The following is a 19,035-nucleotide window of genomic DNA, read 5'->3' as shown; positions in this document are numbered from 1 at the left end:
GGACTAACGCGACCACGCCGTCGCGTTCGCCGGAAGCATTCCGTCCACAATGGGCGCCGAGGACACGATCGCGTCCCCGGTGAAGGGCACCGGCGTGGATCCGAAGTTCGCCGTCACGCGCACCGATCCGTTGCTGAAGGAGAGGACATCGCCGTCCGTCTCCGGCAGCCACTCGATCGACTCACCCGCCGGGTTCTCGTGCCGGGCCTTGATCGCCGCGCGGTAGAGCTCCAAAGTGGACCCTTCCACGCCGTCCTGCGCCTCGGCCGAGATCGCCGCCCAGGCCGGGGGCTGGGGCAGCCAGGAGCCGCCCGCACCGAAACCGAGCGAGGACCCGGTGGACGCCCAGGGCAGCGGGACGCGGCAGCCGTCGCGGCCGCGGTCGGTGCCGCCGGAGCGCTTCCAGGTCGGGTCGTCCAAGACGTCCTCGGGCAGGTCGAGGACCTCGTTGAGGCCGAGCTCCTCGCCCTGGTAGACGTAGGCGGAACCGGGCAGGGCCAGCATCAGCAGGGTCGCCGCGCGGGCGCGGGCCAGGCCGAGGGCGCCGTCGCCGTACCGGGTGACGTGGCGGGGGCGGTCGTGGTTGGACAGGACCCAGGTGGCCGATGCGGACACGGAGGCGTTGATGGCGAGTTCGGCGTCGATGACCTTGCGGAAGTCGGCGGCGGTGAACTCGGCCATCAGCAGGTCGAAGTTGAAGGCCTGGTGCAGCTCGTCGGGACGCACGTACATCACGCGGCGCTCGGGCGACTCCACCCAGGCCTCGGCGACGGCCATGCGGTCGCCGGGGTAGGAGTCGAGGACGGGACGCCAGTCGCGGTAGATCTCGTGGACGGTGTCGACGTCGAAGTAGGGCGACTTCGTCGTCCCGAGCATCTCGATGCTCTGCGGTGTGCCGATGGCGGGGAGGCCGGGCTCCTTCATCAGGCCGTGGGCGACGTCCACGCGGAAGCCGTCGACGCCGCGGTCGAGCCAGAAGCGCAGGACGCCCAGGAACTCCTCACGGACCTCGGGATTCTCCCAGTTGAAGTCGGGCTGCGAGGAGTCGAAGAGGTGGAGATACCACTGACCATCGTCGACCTGGGTCCAGGCGGAGCCGTGGAAGACCGACTGCCAGTCGTTCGGGGGGCCGTCGGGGCCGCTCTTTGAAGGGGAGTCCCGGAAGATATAGCGCTCACGCTCGGGAGAGCCGGGCCCGGCCGCGAGGGCCGCCTGGAACCACTCGTGTGCCGAGGAGGAGTGGTTCGGGACGATGTCGACGATGACCTTGATGCCGGCCTCATGGGCGGCGGTCAGCATCGCGTCGAAGTCGGCGAGGGTGCCGAAGCGGGGGTCGACGTCGCGGAAGTCGGCGACGTCGTAACCGCCGTCGGCCAGGGGCGAGGTGTAGAACGGCGACAGCCAGATCGCGTCCACGCCCAGGCGGGCCAGGTACGGGACGCGGTCGCGGACGCCGATCAGGTCGCCGGTGCCGTCGCCGTTCCCGTCGGCGAAGCTGCGGGGGTACACCTGGTAGATGACGGCGTTGCGCCACCATTCCTTGCCGATGGTCACGAGGGGTCGTCCTTCCGGGGGTAACTACGGTCGGGTGGCGGCGCCGGTGGAGGCGCGGACCACGAGTTCGGGCGAGAACAGGTACTCGGAGTGGGGCGCGGCCTGGCCGTTGATCTCGTCGACGAGGGCGTGCACGGCCGCCAGGGCCATTTGCCGGACGGGCTGGCGCAGCGTCGTGAGCGGCGGGTCGGTGTAGGCGATCAGCGGCGAGTCGTCGTAGCCGACCACGGAGATGTCGCCGGGGACGGACAGGCCGCGCTCGCGGCAGGCGCGGATCGCGCCCAGGGCCATCAGGTCGGAGCCGCAGAGGATCGCGGTGGCGCCCCGGTCGATGAGGCGCAGGGCGGCGGCGTGGCCGCCTTCGGCGCCGAACATGGACAGCTCGATCATCTCGTCGCCGCCGAAGCGGCGGATCGCGTCGCGATAGCCGACGATCTTGCGCTGGACGGGGATGAAGCGCTCGGGACCGGAGGTCAGGCCGATGCGCTCGTGGCCGAGGGCGGCCAGGTGGGACACGGCCATGCGCGCGGCGGCGGCGTCATCGCAGGAGAAGCAGGGCGCGGGCAGGCCGTGCACGTAGCCGGTGATGAACACCATCGGCAGGCCCCGGTCGGCGAGCTTGTGGTAGCGCTCGTGGCCGGCGCTGCTGTCGGCGTGCAGGCCCGAGACGAACATGATGCCCGAAACATTGCGGTCGAGCAGCATGTCGACGTATTCGTCCTCGGGAACGCCGCCGGGTGATTGTGTGCACAGGACGGGGGTGTAGCCGACCGCCGCGAGCGCGCTGCCGATGGTCTGCGCCATGGCGGGGAAGATCGGGTTCTCCAGCTCGGGGATGACCAGGCCGACGAGACCGGCCGAGTGGCGCCTGAGCTGGGGCGGACGCTCGTATCCGAGCACGTCGAGGGCCGTCAGGACGGCCTGCCGGGTCTCGGTCCGCACGCCCGGCTTGTCATTGAGGACGCGCGAGACGGTGGCCTCGCTGACCCCGGCCTGCAGGGCTATGTCGGCCAGTCGCGTACGCATACCCGGCACTGTAACCGCTATGAAACGCGAAAACAAAGTTCTTGCAATCTCTTTCGATCTATGAAATCTCTTGCTAACGTTCGGCGACAGAACCCTAGGTCACCGGTCCCCCAGCGGTGACCGACCCCCTCAACGGAGAGACAGACGATGCGCGCGAAGATCGTGGGCGTCGCCGTGGCCGCCATGCTGACCCTGGCGGTCAGCGCGTGCGGCGCGGGCGACGACAAGAAGGGCGACGACGCGTCCGCCAAGGAGCCCGGCCTGGTCATCTGGGCCGACGACAAGCGGGCGCCGGTGCTGGAGTCCTTCAAGGCGCAGTTCGAGAAGGAACTGGGCGTCACCGTCAAGGTCGAGGCGGTCTCCAAGGACCTCCAGGCCAACTTCGTCACCGCGTCCCAGGGCGACAACGCCCCGGACGTCGTCGTGGGCGCCCACGACTGGATCGGCAACCTCGTGCAGAACGGCGCGATCGACCCCGTCCAGCTGACCGACCCGCAGAAGGCCGGTTTCAACGCCGACGCCCTCAAGGCCGTCAGCTACAACGGGCAGATCTACGGCGCGCCCTACGCCATGGAGAACCTGGCGCTCATCCGCAACACCGAGCTGGCGCCCGAGGCCCCCGCGACCTTCGAGGACCTGGTCGCCGACGCCAAGAAGCTCAAGCAGGACGGCAAGACCGAGGAGCTGCTGTCGCTCCAGGTCGGCCAGAACGGCGACGCGTACCACGCCTACCCGCTCTACGCCTCCGCCGGCGGTTACCTCTTCGGCGAGAAGGCCAATGGCGACTACGACCCCGCCGACCTGGGCGTGGGCAAGCCGGAGTCGGTGAAGGCCTTCGAGAAGATCTCCGCGCTCGGCAAGGACGGGGTCCTCAAGACCTCGATCGGCTCGGAGAACTCCACCCCGCTGTTCACCTCCAAGAAGACCGCCTACCTGGTCTCGGGCCCGTGGGCGATCGCGGACGTGAAGAAGTCGGGCATCAAGTACGACATCACCCCCATCCCCGGTTTCAAGGGCATGGACAAGGCCACCCCGTTCCTGGGCGTGCAGAGCTTCTTCGTCGCCGCCAAGGGCAAGCACAAGGCGGTCGCGCAGGAGTTCGTGACCAACTACGTCACCGGCAAGGACCTGGCCAAGGCCCTCTACACCGCCGACCCGCGTCCCCCGGCGCTGACCGCCGCGTTCGACGAGGTCAAGGCCGCCGACCCCGACATCGCCAAGTTCCAGGCCGCCGGCGCGGGCGCGAAGCCGCTGCCGTCGATCCCCGAGATGTCGGCCGTGTGGGACCCCTTCGGCAAGGCGGAGGCCGCCATCGTGGGCGGATCCGACGTGACGGAGACGGTGAACGGCGCGGCCACCGCCATCTCCGGGGCCATCAAGAAGTAGCGGACCCATGACAACCGTCGGTCGGGAGTTTCGCGGCACGAGCCTCACCGGGCTCCTCGTCAAGATCGCACTGCTGGGTCTGACCGCCGCGCTGGCCGTCTGGGCGATCGTGCCCCTCATCGGGGCACGGGCATGGATCGGAGTGGGGGCGGTGGCTCTGGCCACCGCCCTCCTCTTCTGGATCTACCTCTCGCCCAAGCGGCTGCCGCTGAAGTACCTGGTCCCCGGCACGATCCTGCTGCTGGTCTTCCAGGTCGCGCCGGTGCTCTACACCGTGGCCACCTCGACGTCGAACTTCGGCGACGGCCACCGGGGCACCAAGGACGACGCCATCACGGCGATCGAGACCGCCTCGGTCACGCAGGTGCCCGACTCCCCCGTCTACGACCTGGCCGTGGCCACCGACGGCGACGGGGACCTCGTGTTCATCCTCTCCGACCCGGCCACCGGGAAGTTCTTCGCCGGGGACGCCGAAGGGCTGCGCGAGCTGCCCGCCACGGCCGTCCACAAGGGACTCTCCGGGAAGATCACCGAGGCCGACGGCTACACCGTCCTCACCACCGCGCAGGCCGCCGGGCGCAGCGCCGACATCACCGCCCTGGCCGTCCCGGTCGACGGCGGCGGCATCCGCTCCAACGGCCTCACCAAGGCCTACCAGGGCGTGGCCTCGCGGGCCTACGACGCCTCCTGCGACTGCGTCCGCGAACCGGCCACCGGCAAGACCTGGACCGCCGACGGCGACACCGGCTACTTCACCGCCGCCGACGGCGAGGTGCTGCCGCAGGGCTGGCGGGTGAGCGTCGGGCTGGAGAACTACACCCGGGTCATCACCGACGAGCGCGTCCGCGGGCCGTTCCTGTCGGTGCTGTGGTGGAACTTCCTCTTCGCCTTCGCCTCCGTGCTGGTGACCTTCGCCCTCGGCCTGGGCTGCGCGCTGGCGCTGCACAAGAAGCGCCTCAAGGGCAAGGCCGTCTACCGGACGCTGCTGGTGCTGCCCTACGCCATGCCCGCCTTCGCGATGCTGCTGGTCTGGCGCGACATGTTCAACAAGGACTTCGGGCTCATCAACACGCTGCTCGGGCTCGACGTCGGCTGGTTCGACGGGGCCTGGACGGCGCGCGCGGCGGTCGTCCTCGTCCAGCTCTGGCTGGGCTACCCGTACATGTTCCTGGTCTGCACCGGCGCGCTCCAGTCGATCCCGAGCGAGACCCTGGAGGCCGCCAAGATCGACGGCGCGTCCCCCTGGCAGAGCTTCCGGCGGGTCACCCTGCCGCTGCTGCTGGTGTCCCTGACGCCGCTGCTGATCTCGTCCTTCGCGTTCAACTTCAACAACTTCAACGCGATCCAGCTGACCACCGGCGGCGCGCCCTTCGCGCCCGGCAGCTCCCAGGTCGGCGCCACCGACCTGCTGATCACCTACACCTACCGGCTCGCCTTCGGCGGCCAAGGCGCGCAGTACGGCTTCGCCGCGGCCTGCTCGGTGTTCATCTTCCTGATCGTGGCCACCGTGTCGGTGATCGGTTTCCGGCGCACCCGCGCGCAAGAGGAGGTGTACCGATGAAGGGCCGCGACTGGTGGCGGCATCTCGTCGCGATCCTGGCGGTGGTGTTCTCGCTGCTGCCGATCGTCTTCGTGGTGTCGGCCGCGCTCAATCCACAGGGGACGCTCTCCTCGACCGGGCTCGTCCCGACCGACGGCGTGTCGCTGTCCAATGTGGGCGACCTGTTCGCGAAGACCTCCTTCGGGCACTGGTACCTCAACAGCCTCATCGTGGCCGGGTCGGCGGCGTTCATCTCGGTGTTCATCTCCGCCATCGCCGCCTACGCCTTCAGCCGGTACCGGTTCCGGGGCCGCCGCGTGGGCCTGATGGCGCTGCTGCTGATCCAGATGTTCCCGCAGTTCCTGTCCATCGTCGCGCTGTTCCTGGCCTTCTCGAAGGTCTCCGAGGTCTGGCCCGGCGTCGGCTTCAACACCCTCAGCGGCCTGACCCTGGTCTACCTGGGCGGCGCGCTCGGGGTGAACACCTGGCTGATGAAGGGCTTCTTCGACACCGTCCCCAAGGAACTGGACGAGTCGGCGGTCATGGACGGCGCCTCGCACGCGCAGGTGTTCTTCCGGATCATCCTGCCGCTGGTCACCCCGATCCTGGCGGTGACCGGGCTGCTGGCCTTCATCGGCACGATCAACGAGTTCCTCATCGCGAACGTGTTCCTGACCGACCCGGAGTCCAAGACCCTCGCCATCGGCCTGTTCGGGCTGATCAACGAGCAGAACCGGGACGCCAACTTCGGCATCTTCGCCGTCGGCACCCTCCTCACGGCGATCCCGACGGTGGCGGTGTTCCAGCTGCTCCAGCGCTACATCGTGGGCGGCCTCACCGCGGGAGCGGTCAAGGGATAAACGACAGGACGCCGCTCATGGGCGGGCGGTAGCGTCCGCCCATGAGCGATTTCCGTACCGGCCGTTTGGAATTCCGTCCCTACACCCCCGCCGACGAGGACCACTTCGCCGGTCTCCTCGGCGATCCCGAGGTCACCCGCTGGATGGGCGTCCCCGCCCGGCCGATCCGCGAGGTCTTCCGGCGCGGCTTCGACCCGGCGACCAAACCCGACTGGGACATCTGGGCGATCTGGGAGAACGGGACCTTCGTCGGCCACGGTGAGCTCAAGCCCAGCCCCGACGAGCACGTCGACGGCCACGAGCTGGTCTACGCGATCGTCCCCGGCGCGTGGGGACGCGGCCTGGGCACCGAGATCGCCGAGGGCATCACGAAGTACGGCCTGGAGACCCTCGGCCTGGACGCCGTCCACGCCACCGTCGCCCCGGAGAACGAGGCCTCGGTGCGCCTGCTGCGCAAGATCGGCTACACCGACGCCGGCTCCTGGGTCGAGGACGACGGCGAGACGACGCTGTGGATGGTCCGCACGGCCTAGGCCGTGGCCGTCCCGTGCCGGCAGGTCTCCAGGAACGCCGCCACCCGCTCGGTGACCGTGCGCAGGATCTCCAGGCTCGCCGCGGTGTCGCCCGGCGCGTGCAGCGCGTGATCGGCGCCGGGCACTTCGAGGACCTGGTGATGGCCCGGGACGTGCTCCCGGGCCCACACCGGGTCCCCGGTGCCGCCGACGTGCAGTTGCGGGCCGCGCAGGTCGGGCAGCTGCGCGCGGACGTGGTCATTGGTCAGCAGCGGCGTCAGCCAGATCCCGGGGAGCCCCCGGTCGGCGGCGGCCGAGACCGCCATCGTGCCCACCGACTTGGCCAGGACGACGGTCAGCCCCGCCGGGCGCTCGTCCAGCGCGGCGGTGACGACGTCGTTGACGTGGGCCACCGGCTTCTCCGCGAGGAGCTCCTGGTCCCAGGTCAGGTCGGTGACCGACCAGCCGGCGTCCAGCGCGGTGACGCGGGCGAACCAGAGGAGCGGTGCGTCAGCGGTGTAGTTGCGGCCGGGGGCCAGGACGAGGTGGCGGTGGGGATCGCCGGTCCAGTGCCTGCTCATCGGCACACGATAACGAGAGCGCGGCTCGCGTGTGACCCCTTTCCTTAGGGTGTCGGGAATCCGGGGATGAGGATGCGTCCGCGCGACGGGGATGTCCCAGCCCGGGGCTACCCTGCGCCGGTGACAGTTCACGAGGAGATCGACTTCGACGGCGAGGACCGCTACGGCGAGGAGCTGGCCGACGAGACCTACCGCAACTGCCTGTTCCGGCGGGTCGACTTCACCGAGGCGTCCACCCGGCGCGTGGTCTTCGAGGACTGCACGTTCCTGGACGTGAGGTTCAATGCCTCGGCGCACACCGACAGCGCGTTCCTGCGCTGCACCTTCAAGGGCGTCAACCTCTTCGACGCCGTCTTCGACGGCTGCAAGCTCACCGGCAGCAAGTTCGTGCGCGGCGAGCTGCGCCCGATCCGCGTCAACGGCGGCGACTGGTCCTTCGTCGCGCTGCCCGGCGCCGATCTCCGTGAATGCTCCTTCACCGGCGTCCGGATGCGCGAGATCGACTTCACCGGCACCCGCCTGGAGAAGGCGGTGGTGACCGGCTGCGACCTGTCCGGGGCGATGCTGCACTCCAGCGACCTCACCGGCGCCGACCTGCGTGACAGCGATCTCACCGCCCTCGATCCCCTTACGGTGAAACTGAAGAACGCGACAATTTCCGGCGCGCAGGCCGTGGTGATCGCCGAAGCCCTGGGTCTGCGCGTACGGTGATACGCGACCGGCCCCACTCCGGGAGGGTGGGGCCGGTTCCCACGCTCAGTGCAGGCAGAACTCGTTGCCCTCGGGGTCGCGCATCACGTACGTGAGCGGTCCCCGGTCGGCGTGGCTCTCCACGAACGCCGCGCCCAGGGCGATGAGCCGGTCGCGTTCGGCGTCCTTCTCCGCCGGGTCGACGTGGACGTCGAGGTGCACGCGGTTCTTGGCGGTCTTGCCTTCGGGCACGCGCTGGAAGTACAGGCGCGGCTCGGTCTTGTCCGGGTCGGAGACGGCGGCCACGTCGCGGAAGGCCGACCGTCCGCCGATGACGATCCGGAAGTCGGCGGGCATGCGCCCGTCGGCGATGAGCTGGTCCACGAAGGCCGAGTGGTCCTCCACGGCGGTGCCGTACACGGCCGCCCAGAACGCCGCCTGGGCGTGCGGGTCGGCGCAGTCGAAGGTGATCTGCGTTCTCATCGCCCGATCCTGGCACGAAAAAGACCGGCCCGAGGGCCGGTCTTTTCCAGGTGGTCCTACAGGCCGCGCGCCACGGCCAGTTCGGCGATCTGCGCGGAGTTGAGGGCGGCGCCCTTGCGGAGGTTGTCGCCGACGATGAACATGTCCAGCGAGCGCGGGTCGTCCAGGGCGCGGCGGATGCGGCCGACGTAGGTCGGGTCGGTTCCGGCGGCGTCGATGGGCGTGGGGTAGATCCCGGCGGCCGGGTCGTCCATGACGGTGACGCCGGGGGCGGCCTCAAGGAGCTTGCGGGCGGCGTCGGCGTCGACCTCGGAGGCGAAGGTGGCGTGCACGGCCAGGGCGTGGCCCACGATGACGGGGACGCGGACGCAGGTGGAGGACACGCGCAGGTCCGGGATGCCGAGGATCTTGCGGGACTCGTTGCGGACCTTCAGTTCCTCGCTCGTCCAGCCGTCCTCCTTCCAGGATCCGGCCTTGGGGACGACGTTCATCGCCAGCGGCGCGCCGAAGGTCTCGTCGTCGGCGACGGCCTCGCGGACGTTGCCCGGCACCTGGCCGAGCTCGCGGTTGCCGGCCACGGCCGCGTACTGGTCGTACAGGGCGTCGATGCCGGCCTGCCCGGCGCCGGAGGCGGCCTGGTAGCTGGCCGCGTACAGCCCGGTGAGGGTCCATTCGCGGTGCAGGGCGCCCAGGGCGGGCATCATGGCCAGGGTCGTGCAGTTGGCGTTGGCGATGATGCCCTTGGGGCGGTCGGTGACGGTGTCGGGGTTGACCTCGGGCACGACCAGGGGGACCTGCGGGTCCATCCGGAACGCGCCGGACTTGTCGATGACGACGACCCCGCGCGCGGCGGCGATGGGCGCCCATTCGGCCGAGACCTCGTCCGGCACGTCGAAGAGCGCGACGTCGACGCCGTCGAAGGCCTCGGGGGTGAGGGCGACGACGGTCTCCTCGCGGCCGAAGACCGAGAGCTTGCGCCCGGCGGAGCGGGCGGAGGCGATGAGGCGGGCGCCGCCCCACACGTCCCCGACACCGGCTTCGGCGCGCTCGGTGAGGATGGCCAGCATCTGGGTGCCGACGGCGCCGGTGGCGCCCACGACGGCGATGACGGGCTTTGTCATGTCTCTACCTTCCGGTTCCGGCGTAGACGACGGCCTCTTCCTCGCCGCCGAGGTCGAAGGCGCGGTGGACGGCCGCGACGGCGGCGTCCAGGTCGGTGTCGCGGGTGACGACGGAGACGCGGATCTCGGAGGTGGAGATCAGCTCGATGTTGACCCCGGCCTCGCCGATCGCGGCGAAGAAGGACGCGGCCACGCCCGGGTGCGAGCGCATGCCCGCGCCGACGAGGGAGACCTTGCCGATGTGGTCGTCGTAGAGGAGGCCCTCGAAGCCGGTCTTGGCCTGGATGCGCTGGAGGGCGGCCATGGCGGCGGCGCCGTCGTCCTTCGGGAGCGTGAAGGAGATGTCGGTCTTGCCGGTGCCCTGCGTCGACACGTTCTGCACGATCATGTCGATGTTGATCTCGGCGTTGGCGACCGTGCTGAAGATCGCGGCGGCCGCGCCGGGGGCGTCCGGCACCGCCAGGACGGTGATCTTGGCTTCGCTGCGGTCGTGCGCGACGCCGGTGATCAGGGCCTGCTCCATGTCGAGGTCCTCCATTGAACCGGACACCATGGTGCCGGGCTTGTTCGAGTACGAGGAACGCACGTGGATCGGCAGCCGCTCCCGGCGGGCGTACTCCACGCTGCGGAGATTGAGGACCTTCGCGCCACACGCCGCCAGTTCGAGCATCTCCTCGTAGGTGACGGTCTCCAGGCGGCGGGCGTCCGGGACGATCCGCGGGTCGGCGGTGAACACGCCGTCCACATCGGTGTAGATCTCGCAGACGTCGGCGTGCAGGGCGGCGGCCAGCGCGACGGCGGTGGTGTCTGACCCGCCGCGGCCGAGCGTGGTGATGTCCTTGGTGTCCTGCGCGACGCCCTGGAACCCGGCGACGATGGCGATGGCGCCCTCGTCGAGGGCGTTGCGGATGCGGCCCGGCGTCACGTCGATGATGCGCGCCTTGCCGTGCGCCGACGTCGTGATGACCCCGGCCTGGGAGCCCGTGTAGGAGCGCGCCTCGTAGCCGAGGTTGTTGATCGCCATGGCGAGCAGGGCCATGGAGATGCGCTCACCGGCCGTCAGGAGCATGTCCAGCTCGCGCGGCTGCGGCAGGGGCGAGACCTGGGCGGCCAGATCGAGCAGCTCGTCGGTGGAGTCGCCCATCGCGGACACGACGGCAACGACGTCGTCCCCGGCCTTGCGCCCGGCGACGATCCGCTCGGCGACGCGCTTGATGCGTTCGGCCGACTGGACCGATGAGCCGCCGTATTTCTGTACTACGAGAGCCACCTGGGTTCCTCTGCTGTCGCGGGTGGGTCCGGTACGGCCACGTCGTCGTGGCGTCGGCGAGGGTCAGCGTACCTGCTGTGCCTGGGCGAATCGCGTGAGTAACGGGGAGGTGTGGGGCACATTGAGATCGTTCGACCACATGGGTGGGCGGCGGGGTTTCGTGTGGTGAAGGGGCTGGTGGGGAGAAGGTTTTGGGGTCGTTCCACGGGTCGTGCGCTCAGTGAATGGGACGGACGGCGTGACGCGCTTCCGGCGGGCCCCGGCCCGTCCGGGTGAACGGCCCCGGCCGCCTCCCCCACTTACCCACGAACCGGTGCGATAGTGGCCTTTCGGTCATTTGGGGGTTGACATGCGCACACGCCGCCTCACCATCGCCGTCGCCGCCCTGGCGCTCGGCCTCACGGCCTGCACCCCGCCCCCCGCGCCCGCCCCGGCCGAGTCCTCGGCGGCGCCCGGGCACTCGTCCCCCCGCGCGGCCATGGTCGCGATGGTGGCCCTCGCGAAGGACCGCCACTACACCGCCAGCTACCTGTGGCGGTCCGGCGGCCGGGAGCGCACCCTGACCGTCCTGCTCGCCGCGGACGGCACGTGGCGCGTCGACGTGCCCGGTGGCGCTTTGGGCGGTGGGGCCGACGTGAGCATCCTGTGGACCGCGCAGGGCTTCTTCCAGTGCGTGCTGTCGGGCGGGCCGCAGCAGTGCGTGCGGATCGCCGCGGCCACCGGCACGGTGCCCGACGGCGCCGACCCGCGTGTGCAGCACCTGTTCACCGACTGGCTGGACGTGCTCCTGGACCGCAACGCGCCCCTGTCGATCGACACCGACGACAAGCCGAAGGACGCCCGGGGCGCCTGCTTCTCGGTGGAGTCGAACGCGGTGGTGCTGCCCGCGCCGATCTCCACGGGCCTGTACTGCTTCGCCGAGGACGGGACGCTCACCGCCGCCAACGTGTACTTCGGCACCATCCGCATCGTCGGCGATCCGCTGCCGGCCGCGCCGACGGCCACGCTGCCCGCCGAGGTCTCCGAGGGCGCGCCGCTGGGCACGAAGACGCCGCCCAAGCCGAAGCCGAGCCCGAGTCCCTCGCCGAGCGCGAAGCCGGGCCCGTCGCGGAGTGCCGCGGCGCGGTGATCACGGCCGTCCGGGGTCCCGGCGGCGGAAGCGGCGCGGCGTCCGCGGAAAGAAGAACGGGACCGGTGCGCGCCGGTCCCGTGCCACGTTCGCGCCGCCTCAGAAGCGGGCGCCCACGATCTTCAGGCCCGGGTCGGCCTCGTCGTCCAGCTCCTCACCGTCGGCGTAGCTCGCCGTGAGGTCCGCCTCGCCCTCGAAGCGGTCGTCGCCCTTGAGCGACAGGCGCAGACGGTACTCGTAGAAGAGCTCCACGATCTCCGACTCGTCGTCCTCCTCGCCGTCGAGGGCCGCCGAGGCGTCCTCGGCGATGGCGCGCAGGGTCGCGGTGAAGTCGTGGCCGGCCTCCCACTTCCAGCTCCCGAGGCCGGACAGGCCCTCTTCGGCGCTGGACTGGAAGGTCACGACGCCGTCGGAACCGAAGGCGATCAGGAGCGTGGGCCGGGGCGCGTCCTCGCCGGACACGGATACCTGCCAGGCGCCGACTGGGGTGGGAGTCACAGAGGTCACCGAGGCAGCGTAGCCGCCTTCCGTGACGCACGGCTGTCGGCAAGCCCACAGGTTCCGGCCGCACGGGGTTCACACGGGGTGCGGCAGGATGGAAGGGCACGTGTTAACCCAGCTAGGAGTACCGATGCCCGACCGTAACGCGGTCACCTCCGTCCCCCTGCACCACCTGCTCGCGCAGCGCCACTCCACGCGCGCCTTCGACCCGGAGTACCGGGTCGGCGAGGAGGAGATCACCGCGATGCTGGAGGCCGCCCGCTGGGCGCCCTCGGCCGGCAACTCGCAGCCCTCGCGCTTCATCGTGGCCCGCAAGGACACCCCCGAGTTCGACCGGGTCCTGGCGACCCTCACCGACTGGAACGTGGGCTGGGCGAAGAACGCCTCGCTGCTGGTGGTCGGCGTCCGCACCCTCGAAAACGACAAGGGCCCGCTCGGGCACAGTGACTACGACCTCGGGCAGGCCATGGCGCACCTGACCGTCCAGGCCCTGTCCGACCGGCTCACCGTGCGCCAGCTCGCCGGTTTCGACGCCGACAAGCTCGCCGCCGAGTTCGGCCTGGACGCCCGCCTCAAGCCGCGCGTCGTGGCCGCCATCGGCCGCGCCGACGACCCCGCCAAGCTCCCCGAGGACCTGCGCGGCCCCGACAGCACGCCCCGCGCGCGCCTCCCGCTCACCCAGATCGTCCTGTGATGGGAGTCGTGCTGTGAAGCTCGTCGTCTTCGACAACGACGGGGTCCTGGTCGACTCCGAGCGGCTGTCCAACCGCGTCTTCGCCGAGCACATCACCGCCGTCGGCCTGCCGGTGACCTTCCAGGACTGCGTCGACAAGTACATGGGCCGCCGCATGAGCGACTGCGTGCCCGACATCGAGGCCGAACTGGGCCGCGCCCTCCCCGAGCGTTTCGTGGAGGACTACTGGGACGCCCTCGACGCGATCCTGCGCGCCGAGCTGACCCCGGTCGACGGCGTCCCGGAGCTGCTGGAGACCCTCCAGCGCGAGGGGATCCAGTACTGCATCGCCTCCTCGGGCACCCCCGGCGAGATCGCGCTGCGCCTGGACGTCACCGGCCTCGACGAGCACTTCGAGACCGAGTGGATCCACTCGGGCGTCACGGTCCCCAACGGCAAACCCGCTCCGGACCTGTTCCTGCACGCCGCCCAGAAGCACGGCGTGTCCCCCGATGACTGCGTCGTCATCGAGGACTCCGTCGCGGGCGTCACCGGCGCCAAGGCGGCGGGCATGTACGTCATCGGGCACGCGGCTCTCGTGCCCGCCACCAGGCTCGCCGACGCGGGCGCCGACATCGTCGTCGGATCAATGCGCGAGGTCATCGGCCTCCTTCCCGAGCTGTGATCCATCGTCCCGGGATGTGGGAGTAGCACCCGGGACGATGGTGGCGCACGGAACGTCGGCGTAGCGTTGGCGACCGTCATGTGGCATGGACTTCTCCTCCTTGGTCGCCGCGACGGGGCTCGCTGAGCCGGCATCCCGTCGCGGAGGTCCCGCACGCCGGTGAACCGATCCCGACCAATGCCGAGGAGCACCGCCTTGTCCGCCACATTCCAGAAGCCCAGCCCGATGCCGGTGGCGCGTTACGTCAAGTACGACGCGCCCTTCGCCGTCGACCTGACCGACCGGACCTGGCCGTCCAGGAGCATCGACCGCGCGCCCCAGTGGTGCGCGGTCGATCTGCGCGACGGCAACCAGGCCCTCATCGACCCGATGTCGCCCGAGCGCAAGCGGCGCATGTTCCAGCTGCTGGTCGACATGGGCTACAAGGAGATCGAGGTCGGCTTCCCGTCGGCCAGCCAGACCGACTTCGACTTCGTGCGCCAGCTCATCGAGCAGGACCTGATCCCCGACGACGTCACCATCCAGGTCCTGGTGCAGTGCCGGGAGCACCTGATCGCGCGGACCTTCGAGTCCCTGCGCGGCGCCAAGCGCGCCATCGTGCACTTCTACAACTCGACCTCGCAGCTGCAGCGGCGGGTGGTCTTCGGGCTGGACCGCGACGGCATCACCGACATCGCCACGCAGGCGGCGCGGCTGTGCATGAAGTACGCCGAGCAGGTCACCCCCGACACCGACATCCGCTGGCAGTACTCGCCGGAGTCCTACACCGGCACCGAGCTGGACTACGCCCTGGAGATCTGCTCGGCCGTCATCGACGTCATCGACCCGACGCCGGAGCGGCCGCTCATCATCAACCTGCCCGCCACCGTCGAGATGGCCACCCCGAACGTCTACGCCGACTCCATCGAGTGGATGCACCGCCACCTGCCCCGCCGCGACTCGGTGATCCTGTCGCTGCACCCCCACAACGACCGGGGAACCGGCGTGGCGGCCGCCGAACTGGGCCTGATGGCCGGCGCCGACCGCGTCGAGGGCTGCCTGTTCGGCAACGGCGAGCGCACCGGGAACGTCGACCTGGTCACCCTGGGCCTGAACCTGTTCAGCCAGGGCGTGGACCCGATGATCGACTTCCGCCGCATCGACGAGATCCGGCGCGCGGTGGAGTACTGCAACCAGCTGCCGGTGCACGAGCGGCACCCCTACGCCGGTGACCTGGTGTACACCGCGTTCTCCGGCTCGCACCAGGACGCCATCAACAAGGGCTTCGACCGCCTGGAGCGCGACGCGGAGAAGGCGGGCGTACCCGTGGACGCCTTCACCTGGGGCGTCCCGTACCTGCCGATCGACCCCAAGGACGTCGGCCGCAGCTACGAGGCGGTCATCCGGGTCAACTCCCAGTCGGGCAAGGGCGGGGTGGCCTACCTGCTCAAGACCGAGTACCAGCTGGAGCTGCCGCGCCGGATGCAGATCGAGTTCTCCCACGTCGTGCAGGCGCACACCGACGCGCAGGGCGGCGAGGTCACGCCCGCGCAGATGTACGAGATCTTCTCCGCCGAGTACCTGGACCGCCCGGCGCGCCGGGTGGTCATCGGCGAGCACTCCTCGACCACGGCCGCCGACGGGACCGTGGTGGTCTCGGCGGCGATCGCGGTCGGCGGGGTGGAGCACAAGGTGACCGGGACGGGCAACGGCCCGCTCTCGGCCTTCGTGGACGCGCTGTCCACGGTGGACGTCCAGGTGGAGGTCCTCGACTACGCCGAGCACGCGATGGCGGCGGGCGGCGACGCCCAGGCCGCCGCGTACGTGGAGTGCGCGGTCGACGGGACCGTCTTCTGGGGCGCCGGGGTGGACGGGAACATCGTCACCGCCTCGATGCGCGCGGTCGCCAGCGCCGTGAACCGGGCGGCGGCCGCCTAAGCGCGGTGGGAGGGGCCGAGGGGACGCACCCCCTCGGCCCCTCCTGTCACGCGATCAGCTCCATGAGGGCGGCGTGCGTCTCGGCGTCGGCGGCCGCGACGAGTCCGCGCGCCCCGGGACCGAGGGGCTCGCCGTCGAGGTCGGTGAGGACGCATCCGGCGTCGCGGCACACCGCGAGCCCGGCGGCGAAGTGGACCGAGGCGGTCAGGTCGCCGCCGTCGCTGAGGTAGGCGGCGCGCTTGCCGGCCGCGACCCAGGCCACCGCGAGGGTGGAGGACACCACGCGCGGCCGGAACCGCTCGATGAAGCGGGTGTCGGCCAGCACCCGGGCCACCCGGAAGGCCGGCGCCGACGGGAACGGCGCGTCCAGGTTGAACTCGACGAGGCCGTTGGCCGCGCTCGGCGCCAGCACCTCGTCGGCGTCCCCGCGGCGGACGCGGGCGGTGACGCCGTCGGTGTAGTAGACCTCGCCGCCGAACGGGTCGGCGACCGCCGAGGCACCGCCGCTCAGGCCCACGTTGACGGCGACGACGCGCATCCCGGCGGCGTAGTTGAGGGTTCCGCACAGGGGGTCGACCAGCCACTGGCGGCCGGTGGCGTCGCCGATCTGGCCGTTCTCCTCGCCGAGGAACCCGTCGGCGGGGCGTTCCCGGCGGATCACGTCCAGGATGGCCTGCTCGGCGGCCAGGTCGGCGGCGGTGGCGAAGTCGCCGCCGCCCTTGTCGACGCGGTCGAGGCGGGTGCCGTACATGTCGCGCACGACGGCCGCCCCCGCCGTTGCTGCGGCGAGGGCGACGTCGGAGTCGGAGAGGTTGATCATGGGTGGAGGCTAGCGCTTCGCGCCCGCCCGGACCACGATCACGAGCCCGGCCAGCATGACCAGCATGCCCAGGCCCTCGGTGAGGCGCAGGACGCCGTCGAAGCCGCGTCCGGCGACCATGAGGGCGATGCCGGAGCCGACGAGGACCGCGGCGGCGGGCGGGACGGCCCGGCGGGCGGCGGCCACGATCGGCAGGATCAGGAAGCCCGCGAACAGCATGGACGGCCCGATCTGGAAGAACACCAGCTCGACGCCGGGGGTGTCGAAGACCTTGTCGTAGAGCGCGGAGGCCGATTCCCGGGTGGAGGCCTCCAGGCCGACGTAGAGGTCGAGGCACAGCTGCCCGAGCAGGCTGGCCGCGCCGAGGAGGCCGAGGATGAGGCCGGTGACGGCGATGGCCTTCACGCCGATCGTCTCGGCCTTCACCGTCCGGTGCAGGACGACGATGGCGGCGCCGAACAGGAGGACCGCGAAGACCCAGATGGCGTGGGCGCCGGTCCAGGCGGCGCCGGGGCCCTCGTGCCCCTTGACGCGCATGACGATCCAGCCGATGAGCCACAGGGCGGGCGCGGCGATCAGGGCGAACGAGGCGGGGATCGCGAGGGAGCGGCCGGGGAGGGGTGCCGGGGTGGTGGTCATGACCGGAAGCTTATGAAGGGACGGCGGCCGGGGACCATCGGTGATCACCCGGAGGCGTCCCCTGACTCATCCACGGGGGTCCGGCGGTGGGGCTTAGGGGGTTCGATGCCGTCCTCGGTCCAGAACCGGGTGTCCCGGTCGGGAAACGTCGGGGTCATGGGCAGCTCGGGGTCGCCCACGGGGAACGGGCGGCCGGGGAAGATCGCCTTCCAGAACAGCCGGACGTCGCCGTCCACGTACCGCGTGTCGGTCTCGTACAGGCCGCCGTTGTAGCAGACGCCCCAGTTGTCGGTGTCGAAGCGCTCGCCCAGGACGGCCGCCTCGAACTCCTCGGCGAGTCCTCTGTAGACCGGTTGCCAGATGTCGTGGTTGATTTCGCGCATCATCACGTTCCCGTCCACGTTGTACGCCTCGATGAAGCGCAGCAGGCGTGGGCTGAGTCCGTGCTCGGGTTCGGTCATGTCCTGCTCGCTTTCGGGAAACAGCTGACGGGCACCCAGGGTTCCCCCGGGGCCTCGCGCTTGTAGTGGGTGACGATCTTGGTCGACTCGCCGAACACCGTCCGCTCCGTCGGAGCCGGCCGCGTCGGTCCGCCCTTCCGGGTGTAGCCGTGCATGTGCCGGGCGAAGCGGTCGCCGAAGACCTCGCGCGCGGGCAGGATGACGTAGATGTAGTCGAGCCGCTCGGCGTCGGCCGCCGCCCGCTCGGCCCGCGCGACCCGCGAATGCGCGGCGGCGGCCTCGGCGAAGACGAGAGCGGCGTTCGAGGTGAACGCCGTCGCGTGGCGCGGCATGTTGTGTTCGAGCCCGTGGTACCAGTCGGTGGTACTGCCGTTCATCGGGTCCAGGCCCTCGCTCGCTCGCGCCTGGAGCTGCTCGCCGGTGACCTGGCCGCCGTGCCGCCCGACCGCGTGCCCGCCCGCCTCCAGGTACCGCAGCCGCTCGCCGACGATGCCGTCGTCGCGGTCGAGCAGGTCGGCCATGCCGTCCTCGCCCTGCTCGACGAACACCCGCATGCGCGGTTCGGTGACGTCGGTCAGCGCGCGGCGGGCGGGCGGCGAACCCGCCGGGCCGTTGCCGCCGCTCGGCTCGCCGAAGGTCACCGCCTTCCCCAGGCCCCGGACCGATCCGCCGAACCCGCCGGGATCGGCCCACTCCAGGTACGCGCGGCACTGTCCGGCGGCCAGTTCGTAGCGTTCGGCCGCCGCCGACAGGCGCGTCGCGGCGACCGCGGTCTGCTCCTTGGCCTCCAGCGTCAGTTCCGAGGAGGAGGTCCCGAACAGCTCGTGGATGTCGGCCCGCACCCCGGCGGTGTCGTCGAGGCGTCCCTTGAGGACGCCGGCGAGGTGGTCGAAGGCCTCGGCCGCGCCGTCCACGGCCTGGCGCACCCGGCTCCAGGGCATCAGTACACCTCCAGCCACTCGCGCAGCGCGCGGGCCGCCTCGCCCAGCCGCTTCGCGGCGTCCCCGACGGCCTCGGCCCCCGAGGCGGCGCAGGAGACGGCGACGGGCAGCTCGTCGCTCTGACTGGATCCGCATTCCTCGCGCAATAAGGACAGCGGCGAGTGGGTGGGCGACAGGGCGGCGCGCACCGCGCCCGCCAGGTCCTTGAGCGAACATATGATCTGCCCGGTCTCATCCCGCATTTCC

General features: G+C 70.8%; 21 protein-coding genes. 9 read left to right on the top strand and 12 right to left on the bottom strand.

Translation table 11 applies throughout. From position 1 onward, the window contains the following. Positions 1–3: 3 nt before the first annotated feature. Positions 4–1,554 (bottom strand): glycoside hydrolase family 13 protein, encoded by a 1,551-nt coding sequence (locus QSK10_RS25235; protein WP_285665473.1) that lies wholly within the window; start codon positions 1,552–1,554, stop codon positions 4–6. Positions 1,555–1,578: 24 nt separating this feature from the next. Continuing rightward, the gene (locus QSK10_RS25230; protein ID WP_285665472.1) at positions 1,579–2,580 is read right to left on the bottom strand and encodes a LacI family DNA-binding transcriptional regulator; all 1,002 of its coding nucleotides are present in this window, start codon (positions 2,578–2,580) and stop codon (positions 1,579–1,581) included. A gap of 147 nt (positions 2,581–2,727) precedes the next feature. Between QSK10_RS25230 and QSK10_RS25225 the strand changes: the two genes are divergently transcribed. Genes QSK10_RS25225 through QSK10_RS25210 form a run of 4 tightly spaced genes read left to right on the top strand, consistent with a single transcriptional unit; the run spans position 2,728 to position 6,899 of the window. Next, positions 2,728–3,966: a sugar ABC transporter substrate-binding protein gene (locus tag QSK10_RS25225; protein ID WP_285665471.1), complete on the top strand. Its 1,239-nt coding sequence runs from the start codon at positions 2,728–2,730 to the stop codon at positions 3,964–3,966. Between the two features lie 7 nt (positions 3,967–3,973). After that, positions 3,974–5,527 (top strand): ABC transporter permease subunit, encoded by a 1,554-nt coding sequence (locus tag QSK10_RS25220; protein ID WP_285665470.1) that lies wholly within the window; start codon positions 3,974–3,976, stop codon positions 5,525–5,527. Beyond that, a complete protein-coding gene (locus QSK10_RS25215; protein WP_285665469.1) occupies positions 5,524–6,366 on the top strand; it encodes a sugar ABC transporter permease in 843 nt (280 codons plus the stop codon). Before QSK10_RS25220 ends, QSK10_RS25215 begins: the two co-directional genes overlap by 4 nt. A 41-nt stretch (positions 6,367–6,407) precedes the next feature. Further along, positions 6,408–6,899 carry a GNAT family N-acetyltransferase gene (locus tag QSK10_RS25210; protein WP_285665468.1) on the top strand — a complete coding sequence of 164 codons (492 nt, stop codon included), beginning with the start codon at positions 6,408–6,410 and terminating at the stop codon, positions 6,897–6,899. On the opposite strand, the gene QSK10_RS25205 is transcribed toward QSK10_RS25210, so the two are convergent. After that, positions 6,896–7,459: an alpha/beta hydrolase gene (locus QSK10_RS25205; protein WP_285665467.1), complete on the bottom strand. Its 564-nt coding sequence runs from the start codon at positions 7,457–7,459 to the stop codon at positions 6,896–6,898. The genes QSK10_RS25210 and QSK10_RS25205 overlap by 4 nt on opposite strands. Before the next feature lie 72 nt (positions 7,460–7,531). Here QSK10_RS25205 and QSK10_RS25200 point away from each other — a divergent pair, with 72 nt between their 5' ends. Beyond that, a complete protein-coding gene (locus tag QSK10_RS25200; protein WP_432705373.1) occupies positions 7,532–8,170 on the top strand; it encodes a pentapeptide repeat-containing protein in 639 nt (212 codons plus the stop codon). 45 nt (positions 8,171–8,215) lie between these two features. Here QSK10_RS25200 and QSK10_RS25195 read toward each other — a convergent pair whose 3' ends face one another. From QSK10_RS25195 to QSK10_RS25185, 3 genes are read right to left on the bottom strand one after another with little or no spacing between them, the layout of a single operon-like run. Further along, complete coding sequence (locus QSK10_RS25195) at positions 8,216–8,632, bottom strand: VOC family protein (RefSeq protein ID WP_285665465.1); 417 nt, start codon at positions 8,630–8,632, stop codon at positions 8,216–8,218. Positions 8,633–8,688: 56 nt separating this feature from the next. Then, positions 8,689–9,753, bottom strand: coding sequence for an aspartate-semialdehyde dehydrogenase (locus tag QSK10_RS25190; RefSeq protein WP_285665464.1), 1,065 nt, complete (start codon positions 9,751–9,753; stop codon positions 8,689–8,691). 4 nt (positions 9,754–9,757) lie between these two features. Then, on the bottom strand, positions 9,758–11,023 hold the full coding sequence (locus tag QSK10_RS25185) for an aspartate kinase (protein ID WP_285665463.1): 1,266 nt from the start codon (positions 11,021–11,023) through the stop codon (positions 9,758–9,760). Between the two features lie 349 nt (positions 11,024–11,372). On the opposite strand from QSK10_RS25185, the gene QSK10_RS25180 reads away from it, so the two are divergent. Continuing rightward, positions 11,373–12,152 (top strand): hypothetical protein, encoded by a 780-nt coding sequence (locus QSK10_RS25180; protein ID WP_285665462.1) that lies wholly within the window; start codon positions 11,373–11,375, stop codon positions 12,150–12,152. A 99-nt stretch (positions 12,153–12,251) separates the two neighbouring features. Here QSK10_RS25180 and QSK10_RS25175 read toward each other — a convergent pair whose 3' ends face one another. After that, entirely contained in the window at positions 12,252–12,659 is a 408-nt protein-coding gene (locus tag QSK10_RS25175) for a hypothetical protein (protein WP_285665461.1), read from the bottom strand. A 124-nt stretch (positions 12,660–12,783) separates the two neighbouring features. Between QSK10_RS25175 and QSK10_RS25170 the strand changes: the two genes are divergently transcribed. The 3 genes from QSK10_RS25170 to leuA all read left to right on the top strand — a co-directional run bounded on the left by QSK10_RS25170 (position 12,784) and on the right by leuA (position 15,928). After that, positions 12,784–13,347 (top strand): nitroreductase family protein, encoded by a 564-nt coding sequence (locus QSK10_RS25170; RefSeq protein WP_285665460.1) that lies wholly within the window; start codon positions 12,784–12,786, stop codon positions 13,345–13,347. Positions 13,348–13,360: 13 nt separating this feature from the next. Continuing rightward, positions 13,361–14,011, top strand: a complete 651-nt coding sequence (locus QSK10_RS25165; RefSeq protein WP_285665459.1) for an HAD family hydrolase — start codon at positions 13,361–13,363, stop codon at positions 14,009–14,011. Positions 14,012–14,236: 225 nt separating this feature from the next. Further along, on the top strand, positions 14,237–15,928 hold the full coding sequence (gene leuA / locus QSK10_RS25160) for a 2-isopropylmalate synthase (protein WP_285666428.1): 1,692 nt from the start codon (positions 14,237–14,239) through the stop codon (positions 15,926–15,928). Positions 15,929–15,974: 46 nt separating this feature from the next. Here leuA and QSK10_RS25155 read toward each other — a convergent pair whose 3' ends face one another. From QSK10_RS25155 to QSK10_RS25135, 5 genes are read right to left on the bottom strand one after another with little or no spacing between them, the layout of a single operon-like run. Next, a complete protein-coding gene (locus tag QSK10_RS25155; protein WP_285666427.1) occupies positions 15,975–16,745 on the bottom strand; it encodes an inositol monophosphatase family protein in 771 nt (256 codons plus the stop codon). A 12-nt stretch (positions 16,746–16,757) separates the two neighbouring features. Further along, positions 16,758–17,387, bottom strand: coding sequence for a hypothetical protein (locus QSK10_RS25150; protein ID WP_285665458.1), 630 nt, complete (start codon positions 17,385–17,387; stop codon positions 16,758–16,760). A 44-nt stretch (positions 17,388–17,431) separates the two neighbouring features. Next, positions 17,432–17,848, bottom strand: a complete 417-nt coding sequence (locus tag QSK10_RS25145; RefSeq protein ID WP_285665457.1) for a hypothetical protein — start codon at positions 17,846–17,848, stop codon at positions 17,432–17,434. Further along, positions 17,845–18,789 (bottom strand): hypothetical protein, encoded by a 945-nt coding sequence (locus tag QSK10_RS25140; protein ID WP_285665456.1) that lies wholly within the window; start codon positions 18,787–18,789, stop codon positions 17,845–17,847. The genes QSK10_RS25145 and QSK10_RS25140 overlap by 4 nt, the downstream gene beginning before the upstream one ends. Further along, a complete protein-coding gene (locus QSK10_RS25135) occupies positions 18,789–18,977 on the bottom strand; it encodes a hypothetical protein (protein WP_285665454.1) in 189 nt (62 codons plus the stop codon). The genes QSK10_RS25140 and QSK10_RS25135 overlap by 1 nt, the downstream gene beginning before the upstream one ends. Positions 18,978–19,035: the final 58 nt, after the last annotated feature.

Source organism: Actinorhabdospora filicis (assembly GCF_030269765.1).
In the GTDB taxonomy this organism is placed as follows: Bacteria; Actinomycetota; Actinomycetes; order Mycobacteriales; family Micromonosporaceae; genus Actinorhabdospora; species Actinorhabdospora filicis.
This window is presented reverse-complemented; position numbering and strand designations above follow the sequence as displayed.